Genomic DNA, 20,349 nt, shown 5'->3' on the forward strand with positions numbered 1-20,349 from the left:
ACAGAGAATGCAATTCAACTGTGGGAGCGGGCTTGCCCGCGAAGAGGCCCTCACTGCCGACCGCTAATTCAGTTCGTTCAAATCCCCTTGAACACCCCCGGCCGCTTCTCGATCATCGCCCGAACACCCTCCTTGGCATCCTCACTGTTGAGCAGTTTATCCACCATAGGCGGCAGCGCGGCGGCTGCGACGGCCTCACCCTCCATACGCGCCAGCCGCGCCGACATCAACGTGGCCTGCACACCCAGCGGCGCCTGGCGCGCAATGCGGTTGGCCAATTCAAGGGCGCGGGGCAATAGGTCTTCACTGGCCATTACTTCCTGCACCAATCCCAGGCGCAGAGCTTCATGGGCATCGAATTCGTCGCCGGTGAGTAGCCAGCGCATTGCATTGCCCCAGCCGGCAATCTGATGAAAGCGCAATGTCGCGCCGCCAAACGGAAAGATCCCGCGTTGCACCTCCATCTGGGCAAAGCGGGTATTGCTGGCGCAGAGGTTGATATCCGCCGCCAGCATCAACTCGATACCAATGGTCAGGCAGTACCCCTGCGCCGCGACGATCACCGGCTTGCTCACGCGTGGGCCGGCAAACACCCCCCACGGGTCGCACCCTCCCAGCGGCGGTTGCCAGCCACCCGCCATCACGCTGCTGACATTGGCCAGGTCCAGCCCGGCCGTGAAGTGGTCGCCATGGGCAAACACCACGGCCACCCGTGCGTCATCGTTTCGATCAAATTCGCCATAGGCCAGGCTCAGCGCATTGAGCAAATCCAGGTCGAAGGCGTTGCGCTTGGCCACACGGTCCAGGCCCAGCAATAGAACATGACCCTCAAGTGCGCGGCTGACACGGCTACTGCTGGCTTGATTCATGGGGTGTGCCCTCGGGGCGCGGGTAGGGTTTCAGACCAAAGGGTCTCAATGGGTGGGTGAACCGTTTAAGCTCGATGACCAACAGGGCCGGGCCTTTGAAAAATAGACCCTGGCGCACGGATCTGCAAAGCGCGTGACGCAGCGCGGTTTATCGGTGCCTGGCGATAAAAAAAGCTCCCTTTTTCAGCTATTTCCGGTATAGTGCGCGCCGGCCTTTAACCGGGCCGCGTTTAGGTAGCGCAATTCCCCGAAGTCAGCTTCGGCTGCACGTCCGCACAGCGGACTCTTCCTTGACGAATCTTTTTCATTCATTCGTTTTCGCAAATCCCCGCCGACAAAGCAGCCAGGGCGACTCTTGAGTCTCAACACGGCATGCGCAGCTTTGGAGCATGGGTCTTTGCGGATGCACTTAGAGGCAGACCCATGACCCAGGAAACCGGCGGCTTCGCCGCTTTTAATCTTAACCCGAATATTCTTGCAGCCGTCGCAGCGACCGGCTACGAAGAACCTTCGGCGATTCAGCAGCAATCGATCCCGATCATCATGGCCGGTAAGGACATGATTGGCCAGGCGCAAACCGGTACCGGTAAAACCGCCGCGTTCGCCCTGCCTATTCTGCACTGCATCGATCCTGCCAAGCGCGAGCCGCAAGCCCTGATCCTGGCGCCAACCCGTGAGTTGGCGCTGCAAGTAGCAACCGCCTTTGAAACCTACGCCAAGCAAATGCCGGGTGTAACTGTTGTGGCCGTTTACGGCGGCGCGCCTATGGGCCCACAACTCAAGGCAATCCGTAATGGCGCACAGATCGTTGTCGCCACTCCGGGCCGTCTGTGCGACCACCTGCGTCGTGACGAAAAAGTCCTGTCGACCGTGAACCACCTGGTTCTGGACGAAGCTGACGAAATGTTGAAGCTGGGCTTCATGGATGACCTGGAAGTCATCTTCAAGGCACTGCCCGCGACCCGTCAGACCGTGTTGTTTTCGGCTACCCTGCCGCAGTCCATCCGTGCCATTGCCGAACGCCACCTGCGCGATCCGGAGCACGTGAAGATCCAGACCAAGACCCAGACCGTTACCGCGATCGAACAGGCTCACCTGTTGGTTCACGCTGACCAGAAGACCTCGGCTGTATTGAGCCTGCTGGAAGTCGAAGACTTCGACGCCCTGATCATGTTCGTGCGCACCAAGCAAGCGACCCTGGACCTGGCCAGCGCCCTGGAAGCCAAAGGCTACAAAGCCGCTGCGCTGAACGGTGACATTGCCCAGAACCAGCGTGAGCGCGTGATCGACTCCCTCAAGGATGGCCGTCTGGACATCGTTGTGGCGACCGACGTTGCCGCCCGTGGTCTCGACGTTCCACGTATCACCCACGTGTTCAACGTTGACATGCCTTACGATCCAGAGTCCTACGTTCACCGTATCGGCCGTACCGGCCGTGCCGGTCGCGAAGGTCGTGCATTGCTGCTGGTGACTCCGCGTGAGCGCCGCATGCTGCAAGTGATCGAGCGTGTTACCGGCCAGAAAGTTGCCGAAGTCCGCCTGCCGGATGCCCAGGCCGTTCTCGATGCACGCATCAAGAAACTGACCAACAGCCTGGCGCCACTGGTGGCTGACGCTGAATCGACCCACGGCGACCTGCTGGACCGCCTGACCGCCGATATCGGTTGCACCCCGCGTGCCCTGGCTGCAGCTCTGCTGCGCAAAGCTACCAATGGTCAGGCCCTGACCCTGGCAGCCATCGAAAAAGAACGTCCACTGGTTCCGAACAGCGCGCCACGCGGTGATCGTCCAGAGCGTTCCGGTGACCGTCCAGACCGTGGTGACCGCGAGCGTCGCGCTCCAGTGCCATTGGCTGAAGGCCGTGCTCGTTGCCGTACCGCGCTGGGTGCGCGTGATGGTATCGCTGCCAAGAACCTGCTGGGCGCTATCCTCAACGAGGGTGGCCTGGCACGTGAAGCCATCGGTCGCATCCAGGTGCGTGACAGCTTCTCCCTGGTGGAGCTGCCGGAAGACGGCCTGGAAAAACTGCTGGCCAAGCTCAAAGACACTCGCGTTGCCGGTAAGCAGCTCAAGCTGCGTCGCTACCGCGAAGATTGATCCGCCCTTGGGCTGATTGATCGCACATAAAAAATCCCCGACTGGTTCGGGGATTTTTTTTGCCTGATGTTTTAGTCTCCGATGCGATCAACTGTGGGAGCTGGCTTGCCCTGCGATAGCGGTAAGTCAGCAAGCCAGTCTGTGACTGCTATCGCAGGCAAGCCAGCTCCCACAGGGGTAACGGTGTCAGCCAAAACGATAGATATCCATGCCAAGGGCGCCCAGAGTGAAGCCCTGGTGCGCCACACTGAAGTCACCCCCGGCACCCCGCGCAAAGTACAGCGGCAGCAAATGCTCATCGCTGGGATGGCTGCGCACGGCATGGGGCGCCTGGCGGCGATAGTCATGCAAGGCGGCGTCGTCATTGGCCGCCAGTCTGTCGACCACCCAGTTGCGAAACGCCCGCGCCCACGGGGTGATCGTTTCCGGCCCTGCGCGCCAGTCCAGTTCGCCCAGGTTATGGGTGATGCTGCCGGAGCCAATCAGCAGCACACCCTGTTCGCGCAGGCTGGCGAGCGCATGCCCCACGCGGGTTTGCAGGGCGGGGCCCAGGCGGCTGGGCAGCGAGACTTGCACCACCGGGATGTCCGCTGCTGGGTACATCAGCGACAGCGGGACCCAAGTGCCATGGTCGAAGGGCCGATGTTCATCAATGCTGGCAGCCAGACCGTCGGCGTGCAGCAGCTCGACGATCTTACTGGCCAGTTGTGGGTCACCCGGCGCTGGGTATTGCACCGCAAACAGCTCGCGAGGGAAGCCGCCGAAGTCGTGCCAGGTTTCGGGTGCAGCACTGCCGCTGACTAGCAGTTCCGGGCTTTCCCAGTGCGCCGATACCACCACAATGGCTTTGGGCCGTGGCAGCTCGGCAGCCAGGCGCTGTAGCGCGGGGCCACTGGCGCCGGGTTGCAAGGCCAGCATGGGCGAGCCGTGGGAGATAAACAGGCTGGGGAGCATGAGCAGGGTCCTGAGAGTTAAGATGGAGCCATCTTCAATCAGATCATTGATCTAAATCTAATATAAGTTTTAGCGTCTTTTGATCGAATTTTCGGAGTGATTCATGCAGCCTGAATTTTGGCAGGACCGCTGGGCGAGCAATCAGATCGGTTTCCATCAGCGCGAGGTCAATCCCTACTTGCTACGGCACTGGCCCTTGCTGGGGTTGCCCGAGAGGGCAAAGGTGCTGGTGCCGTTGTGTGGCAAAAGCCTGGACTTGGTATGGCTCGAGAGCCAGGGGTACCCGGTAATGGGCGTGGAGCTGTCGGAGCAGGCGGTTGAGGCGTTCTTCAGCGAGCAGGGGCTTGTGCCGCACGTCAGTCATAAGGGCGCCTTCAAGGTCTACCAGGCGGGCCTGATCGAACTGTGGTGTGGCGATTTCTTCAGCCTGGATGCGCAGGCGCTGGTCGGTTGCCGCGGCGTATATGATCGCGCCGCGTTGATCGCATTGCCGCCGCTGATGCGTGCGCAATACGCCGAGCACCTGAATGCCTTGCTGCCGTCAGGCTGCCAGGGGTTGCTGATTACTCTCGATTACGACCAGGCGCAGAAGGCCGGCCCACCCTTTGCTGTTTCGGACGAGGAAGTGCAGGTGCTGCTGGGACCGCATTGGGCGTTGGAGCGGCTGGAGGAGCGGGACATCCTGGGGGAGAGCTGGAAGTTCGTGCAGGACGGTGTTACTCGCCTTGAAGAGCGTGCTTATCGGCTGGCCAGGCGCTAAAAGGGCTTTTTCTTTTGTAGGAGCGAGGGGGACGCCTAGTTCTTGCTCGCGAAAGACGTCAACGATAACGCGTGCTTGCTGAATGAACGCGGCGCCTGCGAGTTTTTCGCGAGCAAGCTCGCTCCTACAGAGAGCGGTGAAATCAGCGGGCACAAAAAAGGGGCGATCAGATCGCCCCTTGTCGAGTCATCCGGCTATCAGCCGCGGCGACGCAATGCGTCAATCCGCTCTTCCAGCGGCGGGTGGCTCATGAACAGGCGAGCCAGGCCCCGCTTGATGCCGCCGTTGATGCCGAACGCGGTCAGGCTGTCGGGCATATGTACCGGCAGGCCCTGTTCGGAGCGCAAGCGTTGCAGTGCGCCGATCATGGCGCTGGTGCCCGCCAGGCGTGCGCCAGCTTCGTCGGCGCGGAACTCGCGTTTGCGCGAGAACCACATCACGATGGCGCTGGCCAGGAAGCCCAGGACCAACTCGGCGAAAATGGTCGCCACGAAGTAGGCAATGCCGCGGCCTTCTTCGTTCTTGAAGATGACCTTGTCGACGAAGTTGCCGATGATCCGCGCGAAGAACATCACGAAGGTGTTCACCACGCCCTGTACCAGCGCCAGGGTGACCATGTCGCCGTTGGCCACGTGACCGATCTCGTGGGCCAGCACCGCCTTGACTTCGTCGGGCGAAAACCGCTCCAGCAGGCCCTGGCTCACGGCCACCAGCGCGTCGTTCTTGTTCCAGCCGGTCGCAAAGGCGTTAGCCTCGTAAGCCGGAAAGATCCCCACTTCGGGCATTTTGATGCCGGCTTCTTGAGACAACTGCTCCACGGTTTGCATCAGCCATTGTTCATGGCGAGTGCGGGGTTGAGTGATGATCTGGGTGCTGGTGCTCATCTTCGCCATCCACTTGGAGATGAACAGCGAGAACAGCGAACCGGCAAAACCAAAGACCGCACAGAAAATAAGCAGCTGATTGAGGTTCAGATCAACCCCATTGGCCGCCATGAACCCGTTGAAGCCAAAAAGGCTCAGGGTGACGCTGGCAATCAGTACGACCGCCAGGTTAGTGGCCAAGAACAGCAGGATGCGCATCATGGTTGTAGAATTCTCCTCATGCTTAATATGTCGCTCACTGCGGGGTATATAAGGTGCGGCATGGGGTGATTCAACCGGGGGACTATTTCAAACTGTGTCCTACGCCTCGGGCGTAGGGCCTTGAAGGGATTTTCCGACCTGTATTGTCAGCCTTGATCAACCCGATGCTACCTCGCCGCCCCGTGATTATAGGGGGTACGTCATCGGCAGAGGCTAAATGAAGTACAACCGCAAGTAAGTGACGCAGAAGTGTTGCCAGATAATCGCTGTACGACCCCAAGTGAGTCGTACAGCGTCAATGGCCTTACTGGCGATAGGACTTCAGGAAGTTGCCGATGCGACCAATGGCCATTTCCAGGTCATCCACGCGTGGCAAGGTCACTACGCGAAAGTGATCCGGCCACGGCCAGTTGAAGGCGGTACCTTGCACGACCAGCAGCTTTTCCGACAGCAGCAGGTCGAGCACGAACTTCTCATCGTTGAGGATCGGGCAGACTTTCGGGTCGATCCGCGGGAACGCATAGAGCGCACCCATGGGCTTCACACAGCTCACACCCGGGATAGCGTTGAGCAACTCCCAGGTGCGGTTACGCTGCTCCAGCAGGCGGCCTTGAGGCAAGACCAGGTCATTGATGCTCTGGTACCCGCCCAGGGCTGTCTGGATCGCGTGCTGGCTCGGTACGTTGGCGCACAGGCGCATGTTGGCCAGCATGTCGATGCCTTCAATGTAGCTTTGCGCATTGTGCTTGGGCCCGGAGATGGCGATCCAGCCGGAGCGGAAGCCCGCCACGCGGTAGGACTTGGACAGGCCATTGAAGGTCAGGCACAGCAGGTCCGGAGCCAGGGAGGCGGTGCAGATATGCACGGCGTCATCGTAGAGGATCTTGTCGTAGATCTCGTCGGAGAACACCACCAGGTTGTGCTGGCGCGCCAGTTCCAGCATGCCCAGCAACACTTCCCTGGAGTACACGGCGCCGGTGGGGTTGTTCGGGTTGATGATCACCAGGGCCTTGGTATTGGGAGTGATCTTGGCCTTGATGTCGGCCAGGTCCGGGAACCAGTCGGCGCCCTCATCACACAGGTAATGCACCGGGTGGCCGCCCGCCAGGGTCACGGCGGCGGTCCACAGCGGGTAATCCGGTGCTGGCACCAGGACTTCATCGCCGTTGTTGAGCAATGCCTGCATGGACATCACGATCAGCTCGGACACACCGTTGCCCAGGTAGATGTCCTCGATGCCGACACCTTCGACCTGCTTCTGCTGGTAGTACTGCATCACCGCCTTGCGCGCGCTGAACAGGCCTTTGGAATCGCTGTAGCCCTGGGCGGTCGGCAGGTTGCGGATCACATCCTGGAGGATTTCATCCGGCGCTTCGAAACCAAACGGTGCCGGGTTGCCAATGTTCAGCTTGAGGATGCGATGGCCTTCCTCTTCCAGGCGTTTGGCGTGCTTGAGCACCGGGCCGCGAATGTCATAGCAGACGTTGGCGAGCTTGTTCGATTTGCTGACCTGCATGGCGATGTGATCCTGAAAATGAACGATCCCGACGGCGTAGGCACTACCGTAGGGTGAAGCCTGCACAGCCCGCACCCATAAATACGTTTGAATGCCGATGGCGCGGGTGCCAGACTGGCGTTTTGAAGAGGCGCAATCATACGTGCCGCCTGATCCATGGAAAAGACACAGATCAGGGTTTTTCAGTTGCCGAGGTGTACCGATGGACAAGTTGCAGAAAACTGTAGATGAATGGAAGGCGATGCTCGATCCGGAGCAGTACAACGTGTGCCGTCTCAAGGGTACCGAGCGACCGTTCAGCGGCAAGTACAACGCCACCACGACCGACGGCGTGTACCTCTGCATCTGCTGCAACGAGCCGCTGTTCGATTCCAGGGCCAAGTTTGATTCCGGCTGCGGCTGGCCCAGCTTCTATGAGCCGATTGCCGACAGCGCGATGGTCGAGATCCGCGATGTCAGCCACGGCATGATTCGTACCGAAGTCACCTGCGCCAAGTGTGACGCACACCTGGGGCATGTGTTCCCGGACGGCCCTGCGCCGACGGGCCTGCGCTACTGCATCAACTCGGTATGCCTGGAGCTGGTGCCGCGCTAGGCTTGCATAGTTCCTGTAGGAGCGAGCTTGCTCGCGAAAAACGTCAACGATAACGCGGGTTTCCTGAATGAACGCGGCGCCTGATAGTTTTTCGCGAGCAAGCTCGCTCCTACAAATAAGGTTCTTCTTTCCCTGACTTGAGGCATTGCCATGAGCGACTCCCTGCTGAGCATCCCTTGCACCACCATCAAGGGTGAACAAAAGACCTTGGCCGATTTTGCCGGCAAGGCCATTTTGGTGGTCAACACCGCCAGCAAATGCGGCTTCACCCCGCAGTACAAGGGCCTCGAGCAGCTTTGGCAGCAATACAAGGACCAGGGCCTGGTGGTGCTCGGCTTTCCCTGCAACCAGTTCGGCAAGCAGGAACCGGGCAACGAAGGCGCGATATCCGAGTTCTGCGAGCTGAACTTCGGCGTCAGTTTTCCGCTGTTCAAGAAAATCGACGTCAATGGCAGTGATGCCCACCCGTTGTTCGTGCAGTTGAAAAAACAGGCCCCGGGGCTACTGGGTTCCAAGAACATCAAGTGGAACTTCACCAAGTTCCTCATCGGCCGTGATGGCCAGCAGGTCAAGCGCTTTGCGCCAACCACCAAGCCCCAGGACTTGACCCAGGAGATCGAAGCCCTGCTCAAATGACTTAAGCATTGCGGGTACCCCTCAGAGGCTGGTGGTCTTCGGTACCCACAGTTCCAGCAAGGCGTTGAGTTCTTCCCGGCGAAACGGCTTGGCCAGGTAATCGTTCATTCCCGCGGCCCGGCAACGCTCGCGTTCTTCGGCCATCGCGTTGGCGGTCAAGGCCACGATGGGCAAGTCCGGCCACCGCCCGCTGCGGCGAATTTGTCGGCTGGCCTCATAGCCATCCATCACGGGCATGTTGCAGTCCATCAGCACCATATCGAAGCGCTGATCCTCCAGCAGCTTGAGGGCTTCGCCACCGTGGGCCGCGACGATCACCTCGCACCCGAGCTTGCTGAGCATGCCCTTGGCCACCAGTTGGTTGACCGCGTTGTCCTCCACCAGCAGGATGCGCGCGCGGTGCGCAAGCGGTGCGGCTTCTATCTGCACCGGATCGAGGACCAGTTGCGCGTCGCTGCGCAGGTTGCGTTGCAGGATCTGGTACAGCGCGTTGCGGCTCAACGGGCGGGCTTGTTGCTGCAGCGGCGCCAGGGCCGCGACTTCAGCGCTGGGCAAAAAGTTGCCGTAGGCGGTGACCAGCAGAATCGGCGCGCTGATGCCCGGGCGCAAGCGGAACAGGCATTCAGGGCAGTCGGTGATCAACAGGTCCGGCGCCAGCCCGCTCAGATCATCGTCCTGGGAATAGCAGCGCGGCGTCAGCCCCCAAGAGGGCAGCAGGGTGGTGAGCAGCTCCGTCAGCCCGCCGCCGGCGTTGGTGATGGCGACCACCTCGCCGGTGAGCGGCGCATAGCGTGTGGCAGGCAAATGCGCAGGCAGTGGGAGGTCGGCGCAGAACTGGCTGCCAAAGCCCACCTCCGAGCTGATACTCAAGCGACCTTGCATCGCTTCGCACAGGTTATGGGTCAACGCCAGGCCCAATCCCGTTCCACCAAACTGGCGGGTGATGCCAGCGCCGGCCTGGGGGAACGGTTGGAAAATTTTCACCTGGGCTTCCTGGGCGATGCCAATGCCGGTGTCGCACACTTCGATGCTGACCCGGCCTGCCGAGGCGCGCAGGCGCACGTCGACGCGGCCAAAGCGGGTGAACTTCAAGGCATTGGAGAGCAAGTTGCTGACGATTTGCCGCACACGGGTTGGGTCGCCGATCACCTGGGCGGGAAATTGCGGGTCGATCAGGCAGGTCAGCTCCACACTCGGCGCAGCGTTTTGCGACAGCAGGTTGGCGGTGTCCTCCACCAGGGAGCCCAGGTCGAACGGGATATGCTCCAGCTCCAGTTGCCCTGCGTCGAATTTGGACAGGTCGAGGATATCGTTGAGCAACTCCACCAGCACTTTACCTGAGTCATGGGCAATGGACAGTTGCTGGCGCTGTTCGGCGGTCAGCGGGCTGTCCAGTGACAGGGCAATCATGCCCAGCAGCCCATTGAGTGGCGTGCGGATTTCATGGCTCATATTGGCCAGGAATGCCGCCCGCGCCTGGGCCATGCCCAACGCCGTCATTTTCGCCGCCTCCAGCTCATCGTTGGACTGGCTCAAGCGTTGGTTGCTGGCCTTGAGTTCAAGGGTGCGCGCCGAAACGATATTTTCCAGTTGCCCCAGGTACTCCGTGAGGCGGTCTTCGGCGTGGCGCCGTTGCTGGATCTCGGTTTCCATGTTTTCAAATTGCTGGTTGGCGACGTTGACCAGCACGCCGATTTCATCGTGCTCATGCCCCGCAGGGCAGTCCAGCCGCGCCTGTTTGCGTGTGCTCAGTTCTCGAATAATGCGCACCAGCGGTTGGGTGAGCATCACGTAGAACAGGCCCAGCAGAATCCCGGTGAGCAGCAGGCTGCGGGCGAAGCCGTTGAGCAGCGTGATCTCGGCGCGATGCAGGAAACGGCTGCCAAAGGCATAGGTATCGACGTCCAGGCGTAGCACACCCAGGGAGTCGTTGGGCATATGGCTGAGAAACAGCCGGTCTTCGAACTGGCGATTGGCCCCAAACAGAAAATCGCTGACGGGCCGATAGTTGCTTTCTTTGCGCGGGCGATTGACGTCGGCCAGCACCACGCCGTTGTTGTCGATCAACTGCGCGCGGATGATGGCAGGGGAGTGCAGCAGGCCCAGGGTCAGTTCCTGGGCGAGTTCGGCATCGATGTTGTAGGCGATGCGTGACGCCGGGTTATGGCTGATTTCAATCAGTGAGCGTATTTCACGGTTGATGGATGCGTCTTCACTGGCATAATCAATACCGATTTGGATCAGGCTGAGCAAGGTTCCCAACACGAAACCGACCAGCACAGTCAATCTGGCTTGTTTATAAGACAAGCGGTGGGCGAACTTGATATCCATCGAGTGTTGAACCACTTAGCGTTTCCCTTCGCCCGGCAAGCATAGCTGAACATCTACAAGCTTTGGCTTGCCCGGCATGAATCGTTTGTTTGATGCAGCCCATGCAGTGTGCCGCAGGGTTGCCAATACGCCATCTTTTGCAAGAACTTGCCAGAGGAATAGCTGTGGATTCTCGATTGAATGCCTTTCTTGAGCGTGCCGATGCGGTGCTGGCTCGCCTGGAACCGCTGTTACCCGCACCGCGCCAAGCGATCGACTGGAACCAATGCCTCGCCGCCCGTTGGCAGCGCGAAGGCCGCAGTGGTTTTCTATTGCCGCTGGAGGTGAGTCTGGACATGCGCCTGTCGGACCTGATCGGTGTCGACAAGCAACGTGAGCAACTGGCGCGCAACACCCAACAGTTCCTCGACGGTTTGCCCGCCAACCATGCGCTGTTGTGGGGTTCGCGTGGCACCGGCAAGTCTTCCATGGTGCGTGCCTTGCTTGCCCAGCACGCCAAGGCGGGCCTGCGCTTGATCGAGATCGAGCGTGACCACCTGGCGGACCTGCCGCGGGTGGTCGAGCAACTGATCAAGCTACCACAACGCTTTATTTTGTTTTGTGATGATCTGTCGTTCGAAGCCGGTGAAGGCGACTATCGCGTGCTCAAAAGCGTGCTCGATGGCTCCCTGGAACAGGCGCCGGAAAACGTGCTGCTGTATGCCACGTCCAACCGCCGCCACCTGGTGCCGGAAAACCAGAGCGACAATGACAACTGGAAACGCGTGGATGGCGAGTTGCACCCCAGCGAGGCGGTTGAAGACAAGATTGCCTTGTCGGATCGTTTTGGTTTGTGGCTGTCTTTCTACCCGTTTAGCCAGGAGCATTTCCTGGATGTGGTGGAGCACTGGATCGGCGAGTTGGCCAGCAAGGCCGGCTTGCAGTGGCAGCGCGATGAACAGCTTGATGTCCTCGCGGTACGCTGGGCCACTGGGCGCGGCAACCGCAATGGCCGGTGTGCCTATCAATTCGCCCGTTACTGGGTGGGTCTCAAATTGCTGGAACGTCAACCATGATCGATCTACAACAGGCCGGCAGCGGCCTTGATGGCTATGCCATGCTGTGCGCGCAACTGGAGTCGCTGTTGGCTGATGAGCGCGATTTTATTGCCAACAGTGCGCAGTTTTCCGCGTTCCTGTTCAACCAGCTGGATGACTTGAACTGGGCGGGTTTTTACCTCAATCGCAATGAAGAGCTGGTGCTTGGGCCATTTCAGGGGCAGATCGCCTGTGTGCGCATTCCATTCGGTCGTGGCGTGTGTGGTGCGGCTGCGGCAACGCGGCAAACCCAGCGCGTGGAGGATGTGCACGCGTTCCCAGGCCATATTGCCTGTGACAGCGCTTCGAACAGTGAATTGGTGGTGCCCTTGGTCAAGGACGGTCAATTGATTGGCGTCCTGGACCTCGACAGCCCCTCGCTGGCCCGGTTTACCCCCCAGGACCAAGTGGGGATCGAGCGGTTGGCGGCGATTTTCCTGCGATTGACCGACTGCTGAAGCGGCGGGTGCTTATGCCGGTAGCGCAAGGAGCGCGTTTGCTCGTTCCTTGGGCTACCGGCCGTTGCGCTTATTGGCCTGGCAGCTCATCCAGCTGAACTTGCAACATCTTTTCCAATTCCTGCATGAGTTGTTCCAGGGCCTTGATGCCACTTTCGATCACGGCCCATTCCTCATTGCGAGAGCAGGTTTGCTCCAAGGCTTCGCATTGCGCCGCCAATGAGTGGGCTTGCACGATACGGGCCGCGCCTTTGATCTTGTGAGCTTGCTCAATGATGTCTGAGGGCTGCGCGTGTCGATCCAGCAGTTCGATAAGCAGCTGGCGGTCGTGAAGGCTGCTGCTCAGCAGTTCCTCCAGCAAGCGTCGACTCAAGTGGGGATCACCGCCGGTCAGCGCTTCCAGGCATTCGAGGTCCAGCCGTGGGTGCACGGGTTTAGGGACGATGTGTGTCAGTTGGCGCTCCAACACGGTAAGGCTGATGGGCTTGAACAGGCAGTCATCCATGCCGGCTTGCACGCACCGTTGCTTTTCCTCTGGCTGGGCGTTGGCGGTAAAGCCCAGTACCACGCAGGGCACCAATTGTTCGCGCTGCTCATACTCACGGATTGAGCGACTCAGTTCATAGCCATTCATGATGGGCATGTTGCAGTCGGCAATCACCAGGTCGAAATGCTCTTTACGCCAGGCCTGGAACCCCGCCGCACCGTGCTCGGCAGCGGTGAATTTATGGCCCAGGTAGCCCAGCTGCTGGCACATCAGCAGGCGGTTCGCCGGGTGATCGTCGACCACCAGTACGTTAAGCACCAGCGCGGTAGCCGGCTTTTGCGGCGTGTGGTCACCTACCGGCCGGACCGCTTGCAAGCGGGGCATGCTCAGGTTGACGTGCACCTGGGTGCCCACCATGGGCACGCTGCTCAGGCTCAGTTGGCCGCCCATCATCGCGCACAGGCTGCGGCAGATCACCAGCCCCAGGCCCGCACCACTGCGGGCCAGTTGCCCGGAATTGTCTGCTTGCGCAAAGGGTTCGAACAGGCGCAGTTGGTCCTCCCGGCTGATGCCGATGCCGGTGTCTTCCACCACCAGTTTCAGCTCGATCTGCTCCGGTGCCTGGGTAGGCTGCAGTTCAACCTTGATCTTGACCTGTCCCTGTTCGGTGAACTTGATCGCGTTGCTCACAAGGTTCGAGAGCACCTGCTTGAAGCGCAGCGGGTCTATCAGCACCTCGATATCGTTCAGGTCGGGCTTGAACTCCAGCAGCAGGCTGAGGGTTTTTTGCCGTGCGAGACCATCGAACACGCGCACCACAGATTCAATGACCTCCCGCAGGTTCACGCGCTCCGGCGCCAGGCTGAGGCGGCCCGACTCGATACGCGCGATGTCGAGGATGTCACCGATCAGCTCCAGCAGGTCTCTGGCCGAGTTGTACGCCACTTCGATTGCCGGACGGTCAAGGTGCCCTTGGTCGGCGCGCTTGAGCGTCAGTTCGAGCATGCCGATCACGGCGTTCATCGGGGTGCGAATCTCGTGGCTCATGGTGGCCAGGAACGTGCTCTTGGCGCGGTTGGCCTCGTCGGCACGCTCCTTGGCGGCGCGTAGTTCATCGAATAGCTGGCGTCGGTCACTGATATCGATCCAGCCACCGATGATGCCCTGGACTTCACCCGTGGAGTCGCGGTAGGGCAGGATCCAGTGGTAGATGGTCAGTTTCCTGTCGTGGATATGCAGGCTGCGATCGAGGATCAGCGGGTTGCCCTCGGCCACCACGCGCAGATAATCAGCATGGTACTGGGCTGCCTCCGACTCCAGGGCCATGCTCATCTGGGTCACGCCTTTGCCGATCACGTCTTCGCGCTTGACGTCGAACACCTGCAGGTAGCTGTCGTTGCAGGTCTGCAGCAGGCCATTGCGGTCGCGCACGTAGATCGGATGCGGCGTCTCATTGACCAGCGCGCGCATGAACTCGAACTGATCGTTGAGGGCGCGTTCGGCCATTTTTCGATGCTTGATCTGGCGCCGCATGTAGGCGTTCCAGGCCAAGGAAATCAACAGCAACAGGCCGGTGCCGATGATGATGCGCGCGATCAACTGATGGTAGTTTCGCCAGTAACTGTCGGACGCGGCAGTGTAGCCACGCCAGCGGCTGTTGATCACGCCCATTTCATCCGGGGCAATGCTGAGCAGGGCCTTGTCGAGGATCGAGCTCAATTCCGTGGCTTGGCGCGAGGTGGCCAGAGTGAACGTTGCGGGGGTGGTGCCAATGCTGGCGCTGATTTGCAGGCGGTCCTGGAAAACCTGAGAAGACAGGAAGTAGTTGGCGATCACCAGGGTGTTCACGGCCCCATCCACTTGTCCCTGTGCGAGCAGCTCGGATGCTCTGAATGTATCATTGGTTTCCACCAGGTGAATCTCAGGAAAGTCCTTGCTCAAGGTTGCGGCCAAGGGGTTACCCTGGGTTATCGCCAGGCGTTTTCCGGCCATTTGCTCCATGTTCGACGGCGCTCCCGGCTCTTTGCGCGTCAACAGCACATAGGAGTTTTCGAGGTAAGGGCGGCTGAAATTAAGTTGTGAGTCTCGTTCGTTGCTGGGAACGATGGCCCCGATCATATCGACTTTCTGGGTCGCGACCTGGTCGATCATCGCGTTGACATCGCGCCCACGCTGTACCGAAAAACGCAGGCCGGTGCGTAGGCGGATCAATTCCAGCAGGTCGGCGGTGATCCCGCGAAAGTTGCCGTCCGCATCGAAGAATGTCAGTGGCGCGAAGGTTTCGTTGACGATGACCGTCACCACCGGGTGGTCTTTGAGCCAACGCTCTTCGCGCTGGGTCAGTTGCAGTTTCTTGTCGGTCAGCAGGATATCGCTGCCGGCGCTCCAACGCTTGGCGATGCTCTCTCGTTCATTGATGGGCACCGAAGCCAGCGCTGAATCGACAATGCTCAAGAGCATCCGGTTGTCCTGACGCGTGGCAAAGCTGAAACCATAAGCTTCATGCTTGCCGAAGTTGGCCATGCGAATGTTTTTGAGGTAGCCCTTGTTGATCATGTAATGGGTGGAAATGGTGTCACCGAGAAACACATCCGCCTGGTCGAAGGCCACCGCATTCAAGGCATTCTGATAAGAGGGGTAGGCGCGGATGATCGCCTTGGGGTACAGCTTTTCCACCTCATTGAGCGGCAGGTAGTGATAGACAAGGCTCAGGCGCAGCCCGTCGAGGCCTTCACTGAGGCTGCGGGTTTCTCCCTCGCGTGTGACCAGGACTGGCTGGTCTACCGCATAGGGTTCGGAGAGGATCAGATTCGGCGTCGCAGCCTCAAAGCCATTGGAGGAGCCCAGCAAGTCAATTTCCCCGGCTTCCAGGGCGCGAATGGCAGCCGCCCGGGACGGGTAGCGCATCACAGTGATGGGCAGGGAGAGTGCCTTGGCCAGCAATCCCGCGTAATCGGCGGTAAGGCCTTCATAATCATGGCCGCTGGAAGTGAGGTCAAAGGGTGGGTAGTCAGGGCTGGATGTACCCAGCGTTAGTTCACGTTTGTTATGCAGCCACTGGCGCTGGGCCTTGTCAAAATGAGTGTCCAGTTGTACAGCTCCCGCACGACTCAAGAGGGTGAAGCGTTCCGGGCTGGTTTGGTGCTCCGCCAGCACAGTTGTGCTGAAGTACAAACCGGCACTTAATATAATCAGATAGTCCTTTATACGCCTGGGCATCCGCTTTCTCACACTAGCGCGTTTCGTTTTGCCATCTCGATGAGGTCGACCAAGGATTTGGCTTGGAGTTTTTGCATTAATCTTTTCTTATAAGTACTGACGGTCTTGTTACTCAAGAACATACCTTTGGCGATTTCCTTGTTAGTGCGGCCTTGTGCAAACAGTTGCAGGACCATTAGCTCCCGGTCGTTGACGGTCTTGAACAGTTCCAGCTCTTGAGCATCCATGCCTTCCGTTCCGGGGCCATTCAAGGCCTGGCTGGGGAAGTAGTTGTAGCCGGACAGCACCGCGCGGATGGCGCTCAGCAACTCGCTCAGGTCACCCTCCTTGCACACATACCCCTCTGCCCCCGAGCGCATGCACCGCGTGGCAAACAACGTCGGGCATTGAGCCGTGAGGACCAGGGTTTTCATCGAGGTGTTCATGGCGTTGAACCGGCAGAGCACCTCAAGGCCGTCAAGTTTCGGGATGCTGATGTCGAGAATCACCAGATCTGGGAGGCATTCACGCACCATCTGTATGGCATCGCACCCGTTATCTGTTTCGCCGACGACTTTGTAACCTTCATGTTCCAGCAACATTCGAATGGCAAGCCGGATAACGGGATGGTCGTCGATAATAAAAACTGAGTTCATAGTCACATTCCATGCAGGTGCAGATAAAGCGGGCACATTAGCTCAGAAGGTGAGTGCGCAGTATGAAGCTCGCAAGGAGTAGATGCAGAACAGGAAAGTTCCTACATTTAAAAAGGTATAGACCTACAAGTTGTTAGGTAATCGTGACAAGGCATGTGAGCGTTTCGAGGCCGATCATGACAAGACGCAAGGCTGGGGAATTTACGGCGGGCCTCGTATCGCTTTTCGTTGAAAGGGATGTTTAAAATCCTACATGAGGGGGTCGAAAGTTAAGCCGATTAATTTTTCAAGATCATCTTTGTTCAAAGGTTTTGGCAAATAGCCAAGGAGGGGGAGACTTCGTTGCGCGGCTTGTGTCGTCAGGTTGACCAGTTCTGGCGTAGGTAAGCCGCTCAACAGGATGGCGCTGCTGATGAAGCGCCGGCGGCTGGCGATTTCCACCAGTTCAAGCCCGGGCAGGTCTGGCAGGCATTGGTCGCATAACATCAGGTCGAAAGGGTGTTCGGACTGGCTCATCGCGCGTATGGCCTGCTCGGCGTTTTCCACCGCGGTCAGTTGGTCGAAGCCGAAGCTTTTGAGCAGGCACTGGGTGGCCAGGAGTTGAAAGGGGTGATCCTCCACCAAAAGAATACGAAGAGAATAGCTGGGCATAAAGAGCACACAGTAAGGCAAGCGTCGATGGGGGCGGTAGGAATGACTCGGCGGGTCCGTTGGGAGCACGCGTGATTATTCTTCGGGTGCCTGTACGAATTCGATCAGGCCGCTCTGTTCCCGTCGTAGGGCAATTCGCTTCAGGGAACAGGCTGCTTGATGAAGTCGTTATTGGGGGCCGGAGCGCCCGGTCATTTCCCGTGCCATTTCGGTGGCGTAGCTGTCGGTCATACCGGCGATGAAGTCGATCATCCGCAGGAACGAGGCGTGCAGTGACCAGGCGGGGTCTGGCGCGCTATTGCCTAGCAGGTCGAGAATGCGCCGGTTCTTGAATGACGGGGTGCGCCCGCCATGTTGTTCAAGGGCCGCGCCGCAGAAAGCGTTCAGCAGGATTTCCAGGGTGGTGTAGGCCCCGATTTCATGCAACGTCTTGCGTTTGTCCTGGAAGATTTTCTTGCGCGCCATGTCCTTGGCATCCAGCACGCAGCGCTTTGCCGGGCCGTGCATGTGCTCCACCAGATCCCCCGGCAGCGTGCCGGCCAACAGGGCGTCCTGTTGTTCGACAAACGCCTGCGCCGCTGCGTTGGTCAGGTGCTCGATGGCTTTGCCGCGCAGGATCGCCAGCTTACGGCGGCGCGAGTCCATTGGCCCCAGTTGGCGATAGGTTTGTGGCAGGTCATCGCCGACCAGGTCCAGCAGCAGTGACTCGACTTCGGCGTACTCCAGCAACTCCATTTCCAGGCCGTCTTCCAGGTCGATCAACGCATAGCAGATGTCGTCGGCGGCCTCCATCAGATACACGAGCGGGTGACGCGCCCAGCGTTGTTCCTCCAGCTGGGGCAGCCCCAGCTTGTGGGCGATCTGCTCAAGAATCGGCAGCTCGCTCTGATAGCAGCCGAACTTGTGTTTCTTGTAGCCCAGCGAGTCGGCGTGGCGGGCGGTCCAGGGGTATTTGAGGTAAGTGCCCAAGGTGGCGTAGGTCAGCCGCGTGCCGCCGTCGAACTGGTGGTATTCAAGTTGGGTGAGTACCCGAAAGCCCTGGGCATTGCCTTCGAAGTTAAGGAAGTCATTGCGTTCGGCGCTGCTCATGTCATCCAGCCAGCCGCGCCCGGCGGCCTGCTGGAACCAGTGGCGAATGGCGTCTTCGCCAGAGTGCCCGAACGGTGGGTTGCCGATGTCATGGGCCAGGCAGGCCGATTGCACCACCATGCCCAGGTCGCTCGGGTCGCACCAGTCGGGCAGGGCGCCGCGCAGGGTTTCGCCTACGCGCATGCCCAGGGAGCGCCCCACGCAGCTGACTTCCAGCGAATGGGTCAGGCGGGTGTGGATATGGTCGTTGCTCGTCACTGGATGCACTTGGGTCTTGCGTCCCAGGCGCCGGAACGCGCCGGAGAAAATAATGCGGTCGTGATCTTTGTGAAAGGGACTGCGGCCCAGTTCTTCAGGGCTGTGCAGGGTTTTTCCAAGACGTTCGCGGGTCAGCAGGGTGGGCCAATCCAAGGCGCGGGCTCTCCGTAAGGTGAATGACAGTGCCAGCTTCCCGGTTCGGCCTTTATGGGGCAAGCGAATCCAGCGGCCGGCCGTGTCGGTATCAATTAACAGGCAGCGCAAAAAACCGCAATGACCAGCAGGTGTCTGGTCATTGCGGTCAGCGGCTCACAAGGGTCAGCTTTTGCGCGAAGCGCCTTGCATGGCCAACTTGATCAGCGGGATTAACCCGGCACCCAGCCGCACCAGGCGCGTAATACTGCTGATACTGCCGCCCTTGGCGCCCTTGCCGGTAAAAAAGCCCATCAGCGTGACCGCCGCCACGCCCCACAACGGCGCGTGCTTGATGCCCAGGCTGTCCTGCCAGTTGTGGCGCATGTTGCGCATTTTGTGCAGGGGCGCCATGAGTTGTTGGGACTCATGACGGATTTCCTGGCGGTGCATTTCCATGCGCAGGCGGATCAAGGCTTTGCGCATTTCCCGGCGTGACGTGTTTTGCGGGATCTCAGTCATGCTCATGGCAGCAGGCGCTCCCGGTCATTGGCCAGTTCTTCGAGCGTGGCGTGGAAGGGCGTGGACTCATCGAACACCGCCGCCTTCAAGCGCACGCCGCAGAACGCAGCGGCCAGGCTATAGAACACGCAGAGGCAGATGATACCGGTCAGGCGATAGCCTGTGTCCCACACCAGGATCATCACCAGCGTCGACAACCCCACCAGCAACAGCAGGGCAAACACCAGCGCCAGGCCGGCAAACAGCAACAGGCTGACGGTACGGGCCTTTTGCTCTTGTAATTCGATGCCAAACAACTCGACATGACTGTGCAGCAAGCCCAGCACAGCTGCGCCCAGGCGTCGGGAAGTTGAACCGCTTGCTGAGGAATGTGCGCTCGTGGATGAGCTGGATTCGCCGATAGACATGGTTAGCGCCTTGTAGCCAGCAGACCGATCAAAAAGCCTACGCCGGCAGCAATGCCGACCGACTGCCATGGGTTGGCTTGCACGTAATCTTCGGTGGCAGTGATCGCCGCCTGGCCGCGCTCGCGCAATGAGTCTTCGGTCAGTTGCAGGGTCTCGCGGGCCTTGAGCAGGCTCTCGTGGATCTTGGTGCGCAGCTCGTCAGCCTGGTCACCGGCCAGGACGGCGGTGTCGTCCAGCAACTTTTCGGTATCGCTGACCAGGGTTTGAAAATCCTCCATCAGTATCTCTTGAGCAGTCTTTGCTGTTTTACCGGCCATGGTTATCTCCGTGGGTAGCTGATCTGTACGTGTGGTTTCGAGTCGCGGCGTTCGCTGAAGGTTCAGTGCAATTGTGTGGTACAGCTTTTGCTTTGCCTTGGTGCGCAGGCCCTGGAGCCTGCGCTGAATCCGGGCGGTCGAGGTGGAAACCTTGGAAAACCTTACCCTAAATCACTTAATTTCGCGGAAAAACCCTGTCGGCAACGGCCTGTTGTGTTGATCGCTGCGCTAAAGCGGTTCACGCCCTCTGAAGAG

The 20,349-nt window shown here is 59.5% G+C and carries 19 protein-coding genes and 1 pseudogene; 6 read left to right on the forward strand and 14 right to left on the reverse strand.

What is annotated here, in order from left to right; translation table 11 throughout:
• Nucleotides 1–77 precede the first annotated feature (77 nt).
• Complete coding sequence (locus tag CER19_RS03960; RefSeq protein ID WP_116665481.1) at nt 78–869, reverse strand: crotonase/enoyl-CoA hydratase family protein; 792 nt, start codon at nt 867–869, stop codon at nt 78–80.
• A 423-nt stretch (nt 870–1,292) separates the two neighbouring features.
• Between CER19_RS03960 and CER19_RS03965 the strand changes: the two genes are divergently transcribed.
• A complete protein-coding gene (locus tag CER19_RS03965; RefSeq protein ID WP_014717677.1) occupies nt 1,293–2,966 on the forward strand; it encodes a DEAD/DEAH box helicase in 1,674 nt (557 codons plus the stop codon).
• Between the two features lie 186 nt (nt 2,967–3,152).
• On the opposite strand, the gene CER19_RS03970 is transcribed toward CER19_RS03965, so the two are convergent.
• A complete protein-coding gene (locus tag CER19_RS03970; protein ID WP_116665482.1) occupies nt 3,153–3,920 on the reverse strand; it encodes a class III extradiol ring-cleavage dioxygenase in 768 nt (255 codons plus the stop codon).
• 103 nt (nt 3,921–4,023) lie between these two features.
• Here CER19_RS03970 and CER19_RS03975 point away from each other — a divergent pair, with 103 nt between their 5' ends.
• Nucleotides 4,024–4,680 (forward strand): thiopurine S-methyltransferase, encoded by a 657-nt coding sequence (locus tag CER19_RS03975; protein WP_116665483.1) that lies wholly within the window; start codon nt 4,024–4,026, stop codon nt 4,678–4,680.
• A 197-nt stretch (nt 4,681–4,877) separates the two neighbouring features.
• Here the strand turns inward: CER19_RS03975 and htpX are convergent, their stop codons facing one another.
• A complete protein-coding gene (gene htpX, locus CER19_RS03980; RefSeq protein ID WP_116665484.1) occupies nt 4,878–5,765 on the reverse strand; it encodes a protease HtpX in 888 nt (295 codons plus the stop codon).
• Between the two features lie 304 nt (nt 5,766–6,069).
• A complete protein-coding gene (locus CER19_RS03985) occupies nt 6,070–7,281 on the reverse strand; it encodes a pyridoxal phosphate-dependent aminotransferase (protein WP_003209058.1) in 1,212 nt (403 codons plus the stop codon).
• A 202-nt stretch (nt 7,282–7,483) separates the two neighbouring features.
• Here CER19_RS03985 and msrB point away from each other — a divergent pair, with 202 nt between their 5' ends.
• Together msrB and CER19_RS03995 are read left to right on the forward strand one after the other, a co-directional pair.
• Entirely contained in the window at nt 7,484–7,876 is a 393-nt protein-coding gene (gene msrB / locus CER19_RS03990) for a peptide-methionine (R)-S-oxide reductase MsrB (RefSeq protein ID WP_116665485.1), read from the forward strand.
• Between the two features lie 150 nt (nt 7,877–8,026).
• On the forward strand, nt 8,027–8,512 hold the full coding sequence (locus tag CER19_RS03995) for a glutathione peroxidase (protein ID WP_014717681.1): 486 nt from the start codon (nt 8,027–8,029) through the stop codon (nt 8,510–8,512).
• A gap of 21 nt (nt 8,513–8,533) precedes the next feature.
• Here CER19_RS03995 and CER19_RS29345 read toward each other — a convergent pair whose 3' ends face one another.
• The 3 genes and pseudogenes from CER19_RS29345 to CER19_RS04000 form a co-directional block, all read right to left on the reverse strand.
• Complete coding sequence (locus tag CER19_RS29345) at nt 8,534–9,280, reverse strand: response regulator (RefSeq protein ID WP_371921535.1); 747 nt, start codon at nt 9,278–9,280, stop codon at nt 8,534–8,536.
• Entirely contained in the window at nt 9,180–9,404 is a 225-nt protein-coding gene (locus tag CER19_RS29350; RefSeq protein WP_371921536.1) for a DUF2486 family protein, read from the reverse strand. The genes CER19_RS29345 and CER19_RS29350 overlap by 101 nt, the downstream gene beginning before the upstream one ends.
• Nucleotides 9,335–10,843 (reverse strand): annotated as a pseudogene (locus CER19_RS04000) (ATP-binding protein); the annotation flags it as partial. The pseudogene CER19_RS04000 and the gene CER19_RS29350, both read right to left, overlap by 70 nt.
• A 164-nt stretch (nt 10,844–11,007) precedes the next feature.
• Here CER19_RS04000 and CER19_RS04005 point away from each other — a divergent pair.
• The gene (locus CER19_RS04005; protein WP_116665487.1) at nt 11,008–11,898 is read left to right on the forward strand and encodes an ATP-binding protein; all 891 of its coding nucleotides are present in this window, start codon (nt 11,008–11,010) and stop codon (nt 11,896–11,898) included.
• A complete protein-coding gene (locus CER19_RS04010; RefSeq protein ID WP_014717684.1) occupies nt 11,895–12,377 on the forward strand; it encodes a GAF domain-containing protein in 483 nt (160 codons plus the stop codon). The genes CER19_RS04005 and CER19_RS04010 overlap by 4 nt, the downstream gene beginning before the upstream one ends.
• Nucleotides 12,378–12,447: 70 nt before the next feature.
• Here CER19_RS04010 and CER19_RS04015 read toward each other — a convergent pair whose 3' ends face one another.
• The 7 genes from CER19_RS04015 to CER19_RS04045 all read right to left on the reverse strand — a co-directional run bounded on the left by CER19_RS04015 (nt 12,448) and on the right by CER19_RS04045 (nt 20,094).
• Nucleotides 12,448–16,083 (reverse strand): transporter substrate-binding domain-containing protein, encoded by a 3,636-nt coding sequence (locus CER19_RS04015; protein WP_116665488.1) that lies wholly within the window; start codon nt 16,081–16,083, stop codon nt 12,448–12,450.
• An 8-nt stretch (nt 16,084–16,091) separates the two neighbouring features.
• On the reverse strand, nt 16,092–16,718 hold the full coding sequence (locus CER19_RS04020) for a response regulator transcription factor (RefSeq protein WP_116665489.1): 627 nt from the start codon (nt 16,716–16,718) through the stop codon (nt 16,092–16,094).
• A 249-nt stretch (nt 16,719–16,967) separates the two neighbouring features.
• Nucleotides 16,968–17,369: a response regulator gene (locus CER19_RS04025; RefSeq protein ID WP_116665490.1), complete on the reverse strand. Its 402-nt coding sequence runs from the start codon at nt 17,367–17,369 to the stop codon at nt 16,968–16,970.
• A 168-nt stretch (nt 17,370–17,537) separates the two neighbouring features.
• Nucleotides 17,538–18,869 carry a deoxyguanosinetriphosphate triphosphohydrolase gene (locus CER19_RS04030; RefSeq protein WP_116665491.1) on the reverse strand — a complete coding sequence of 444 codons (1,332 nt, stop codon included), beginning with the start codon at nt 18,867–18,869 and terminating at the stop codon, nt 17,538–17,540.
• 165 nt (nt 18,870–19,034) lie between these two features.
• Nucleotides 19,035–19,376, reverse strand: coding sequence for a hypothetical protein (locus tag CER19_RS04035; RefSeq protein ID WP_014717689.1), 342 nt, complete (start codon nt 19,374–19,376; stop codon nt 19,035–19,037).
• Nucleotides 19,373–19,777: a phage holin family protein gene (locus CER19_RS04040; RefSeq protein ID WP_005786473.1), complete on the reverse strand. Its 405-nt coding sequence runs from the start codon at nt 19,775–19,777 to the stop codon at nt 19,373–19,375. Before CER19_RS04040 ends, CER19_RS04035 begins: the two co-directional genes overlap by 4 nt.
• 2 nt (nt 19,778–19,779) lie before the next feature.
• Nucleotides 19,780–20,094: a YqjD family protein gene (locus tag CER19_RS04045; RefSeq protein WP_003189926.1), complete on the reverse strand. Its 315-nt coding sequence runs from the start codon at nt 20,092–20,094 to the stop codon at nt 19,780–19,782.
• Between the last annotated feature and the right edge of the window lie 255 nt (nt 20,095–20,349).

Origin of the sequence: Pseudomonas sp. GL93 (genome assembly GCF_003408955.1) — a bacterium.
Taxonomy (GTDB): domain Bacteria; phylum Pseudomonadota; class Gammaproteobacteria; order Pseudomonadales; family Pseudomonadaceae; genus Aquipseudomonas; species Aquipseudomonas paracarnis.

Bases quoted from the DNA above. Each gene is read 5' to 3' on its own strand.
- CER19_RS03960 (WP_116665481.1), bottom strand. From the start codon at position 869: ATGAATCAAGCCAGCAGTAGCCGTGTCAGCCGCGCACTTGAGGGTCAT.
- CER19_RS03965 (WP_014717677.1), top strand. From the start codon at position 1,293: ATGACCCAGGAAACCGGCGGCTTCGCCGCTTTTAATCTTAACCCGAAT.
- CER19_RS03970 (WP_116665482.1), bottom strand. From the start codon at position 3,920: ATGCTCCCCAGCCTGTTTATCTCCCACGGCTCGCCCATGCTGGCCTTG.
- CER19_RS03975 (WP_116665483.1), top strand. From the start codon at position 4,024: ATGCAGCCTGAATTTTGGCAGGACCGCTGGGCGAGCAATCAGATCGGT.
- htpX (WP_116665484.1), bottom strand. From the start codon at position 5,765: ATGATGCGCATCCTGCTGTTCTTGGCCACTAACCTGGCGGTCGTACTG.
- CER19_RS03985 (WP_003209058.1), bottom strand. From the start codon at position 7,281: ATGCAGGTCAGCAAATCGAACAAGCTCGCCAACGTCTGCTATGACATT.
- msrB (WP_116665485.1), top strand. From the start codon at position 7,484: ATGGACAAGTTGCAGAAAACTGTAGATGAATGGAAGGCGATGCTCGAT.
- CER19_RS03995 (WP_014717681.1), top strand. From the start codon at position 8,027: ATGAGCGACTCCCTGCTGAGCATCCCTTGCACCACCATCAAGGGTGAA.
- CER19_RS04010 (WP_014717684.1), top strand. From the start codon at position 11,895: ATGATCGATCTACAACAGGCCGGCAGCGGCCTTGATGGCTATGCCATG.
- CER19_RS04015 (WP_116665488.1), bottom strand. From the start codon at position 16,083: ATGCCCAGGCGTATAAAGGACTATCTGATTATATTAAGTGCCGGTTTG.
- CER19_RS04020 (WP_116665489.1), bottom strand. From the start codon at position 16,718: ATGAACTCAGTTTTTATTATCGACGACCATCCCGTTATCCGGCTTGCC.
- CER19_RS04025 (WP_116665490.1), bottom strand. From the start codon at position 17,369: ATGCCCAGCTATTCTCTTCGTATTCTTTTGGTGGAGGATCACCCCTTT.
- CER19_RS04035 (WP_014717689.1), bottom strand. From the start codon at position 19,376: ATGAGCATGACTGAGATCCCGCAAAACACGTCACGCCGGGAAATGCGC.
- CER19_RS04040 (WP_005786473.1), bottom strand. From the start codon at position 19,777: ATGTCTATCGGCGAATCCAGCTCATCCACGAGCGCACATTCCTCAGCA.
- CER19_RS04045 (WP_003189926.1), bottom strand. From the start codon at position 20,094: ATGGCCGGTAAAACAGCAAAGACTGCTCAAGAGATACTGATGGAGGAT.